Consider the following 2,821-nt stretch of genomic DNA (forward strand, 5'->3'; position numbering starts at 1 on the left):
GGTTATTCAAACAATATCCATACCTGTTAAAGTTTTGAGTATTAAACGGGTCTTGAATATAGTTATCAGGCATTAGAAACCTATGCAAAGCAGGGTCGTAGAGACGTCCGTTCATATGTATTAAGCCTACACTTGCGAGGTGCTCGTGCCCTGTATAGCCGCGATCTAACAATAAATTTTCTAACTTGTTGCCGTTGCCGTCAGTGATGCTTAGCACCTTGCCCCAGGCATCAAAATGCCTTGCCTCTATGAGCTTGCCGTTAAGGTCGGTGATGGCTACAATACTACCAAGCTGATCACGATGTAGGAATAATAATTTACCTTCTTCACCATTGCTATTGTATACCGCAGGAGCACTATACGGGTCGCCACCGAGGTAAAATAGAAAGTCAATACTTCCTTTTGTTTTATCCTCTTTGATTTCTACACTGCCATCGGCACTGTAATGCTTATGAATAGGACGTTTCTCTTTTTCGGCCTTCCGCATTGCCATAAAAGCTATGGGCACGACTGCCAAAAGCATTGTACAAATAGTGATACACTCAACTGCTCAGGACTTATTTTTCAATATTTCATATGTACTTAAATCACGATGCAAAGTTACAAAATATTTTTCAAAAAGATAGTCTTTATATCCATAATCTATTAGTAGCTTAAGTTAACTATTACGAAAATAATAATATGTCTTGCTGTATCGGAGTTAATTGATTTCTGTTGATGTATATAATTGTTCTAACACATATTCACCAGGGAATCCACGTTCCTTTAGCCATTTGATCTCTTCTGTGTTGTTAAGAATTTCTTTTGCTAAATTTTGATATTCCTGCCCAATTGCCATATAGTATGCCCATTTGTAAAGTTTTCTCTTAGGCTCTAAAATATGGGCTTTCTCTTGGAATACTATTGCTTGAGTAGTGTCATTTAGTCCAAAGAACCACTCAGCAATGAAGAGCCTTTTTCCTACAAAGAAAAGATACTCGGCTGATACTGCAAATTTAGGATTTGCTTCGGTAAACCACTTTCGCAATAGGTAGCTCATAGGCTCTGTGGACTGTATCGGGTACTCCTCTTCTACTAAGATGTTATGCAAAAAGTAGAGAGCCCTGATACGTAACTGCATATCATTAGGATAGCGTTCTAAAAACTCCTCAACTGTGCTGATCTTTTCAGTCCAGCTGATAGGTTTATGAAATCCAAAGTCTTTTTCTATTTCTGAAAACCAATCTCTCCAATTCATCATTTATAAATTACAGGCGTTTTCTATCATTCTCATTCTCTCTGGGTCGGACATATCCCAATACCACCACTTGTAAGGAGTGTTTTTCTCTTTAAGATAGCGCCTTTGATAAGCAATTTTAAATAGATGCAAGAATAAGATAAGAACTTTATCTAATTCCTCCTCAGGAAGGTGAATTATCTTTATCAAGTTATGGCATTCTTTTCCTCCTTTTCTCAATAATACACAAGGGGTAAAAGTTGTTCGTAACTTACTATTTACAATAGAATTAGAAATATCTTCCTCTTCAGGTTTTGATTGTATTATAAGCGAGGAAAGTTCTCTGAGATATTCTCTTTTCTGATCTACGTTGAACTTACAGAAGTATGTTGTAATTTCTTTTTCTTCAACAAGCCCTTGAGCATATTTGTTTAGCCGTATTTCTTCAGTGTTTATCATCTTAATTAGGATATATTTTTATATAAGGTTTAGATCTATTTATATTACCATCGAAAATATCTATTCTTCTCGGAGTATTATCAATAAAAGATTTAGCTCCTGGAATAGAATTTTTAATTTTACTCCATTCTTTACTGTTAAGTCCCTTTTCTATTACATAATCCCAATCAGAATAAGGCCCAGCTTTTCCAGCAGCTCTACTCCCAACAACTGTAATAGGTCTTCCTATACGATTTGCTGCATTTTGAATCCGTAATAATTCAGCATTAGACAATTTTACACTAGTATTTGTCTCTATCCTTATAGTTTTAATACCATTTTCTAAGGTTTTGACTGGGATAAGCTTCGTTTCTCCCTCTATTACATTAGAATGTTGAATTTGACTTTTTAAGCTAAGTTCTATTTTTGAATTTTCAGGTTCTATACTTAAAGGTTTAATTCCTTTCGAAGAAGTCTCTAATGGTGAAATAGATTGTCTTATAGGATTGCCTGTCCATACATTATTTCCAGACTTGTAGGCAGCAAATCCTCCACCAGCACCTCCTATAACAGCACCTCCTATACCACCATACAAAGCACCTTTTCCTGCTCCTCCCAAAAAATCTCCATCACCACCAGGCAGTCCACTCATAAATCCTCCAGAAATAAATCCTGAGGCTATTCCTCCTGAGGCCCCAGCAATAGCTCCCCCCATAATTCCTCCTGAAATTCCAACAGCAGCTAATTCGGCTGCAACAGCTCCTCCTACGGCAATTCCAACTCCTGCAGAAGCTACTCCTATAATAGCACCTCCTGTAATACCCATCCAAGTATCTGCATTGCTATAATTCCATTTAAACGGATTGTATGTGCCATTAGCTTGCACTCCTCCTATATAAGCTCCGATCAGAGCTGCTACTAAAAATACCCATTCCCCATCCTGATCCACATACACCAACGGATTATTCAAACAATAGCCATACCTATTAAAATTCTGAGTGTTGAATGGGTCTTGTACAAAGTTATCGGGTTGTAAGAAACGGTGTAAGGCAGGGTCGTACAACCGTCCGTTCATATGTATCAAGCCTACCGTTTGTAAATGTTCGTGCCCTGTAAAACCTCTATCTAATAATGTTAAACCTTGTAACACTTTTCCCGCTCCATCTT

General features: G+C 37.4%; 4 protein-coding genes. All 4 read right to left on the reverse strand.

Annotated elements, in window-relative coordinates:
• Window positions 1–493, reverse strand: a 493-nt coding sequence (locus tag HMPREF9073_RS16460; protein WP_304412087.1) for an RHS repeat domain-containing protein, incomplete at its 3' end; no start/stop codon positions are given.
• A gap of 207 nt (window positions 494–700) precedes the next feature.
• Window positions 701–1,240, reverse strand: a complete 540-nt coding sequence (locus HMPREF9073_RS15025; protein WP_009414482.1) for a hypothetical protein — start codon at window positions 1,238–1,240, stop codon at window positions 701–703.
• The gene (locus HMPREF9073_RS15030) at window positions 1,241–1,675 is read right to left on the reverse strand and encodes a DUF5958 family protein (RefSeq protein WP_009414483.1); all 435 of its coding nucleotides are present in this window, start codon (window positions 1,673–1,675) and stop codon (window positions 1,241–1,243) included. It lies immediately after the preceding gene.
• Between the two features lies 1 nt (window position 1,676).
• Window positions 1,677–2,821 (reverse strand): RHS repeat domain-containing protein (locus tag HMPREF9073_RS16465; RefSeq protein WP_009414484.1); only part of this gene is annotated, 1,145 nt, incomplete at its 5' end.

Source organism: Capnocytophaga sp. oral taxon 326 str. F0382, assembly GCF_000318295.1.
In the GTDB taxonomy this organism is placed as follows: Bacteria; Bacteroidota; Bacteroidia; order Flavobacteriales; family Flavobacteriaceae; genus Capnocytophaga; species Capnocytophaga periodontitidis.

Coding starts and splice junctions, on each gene's coding strand:
- HMPREF9073_RS15025 (WP_009414482.1), bottom strand. CDS start 1,240: ATGATGAATTGGAGAGATTGGTTTTCAGAAATAGAAAAAGACTTTGGA.
- HMPREF9073_RS15030 (WP_009414483.1), bottom strand. CDS start 1,675: ATGATAAACACTGAAGAAATACGGCTAAACAAATATGCTCAAGGGCTT.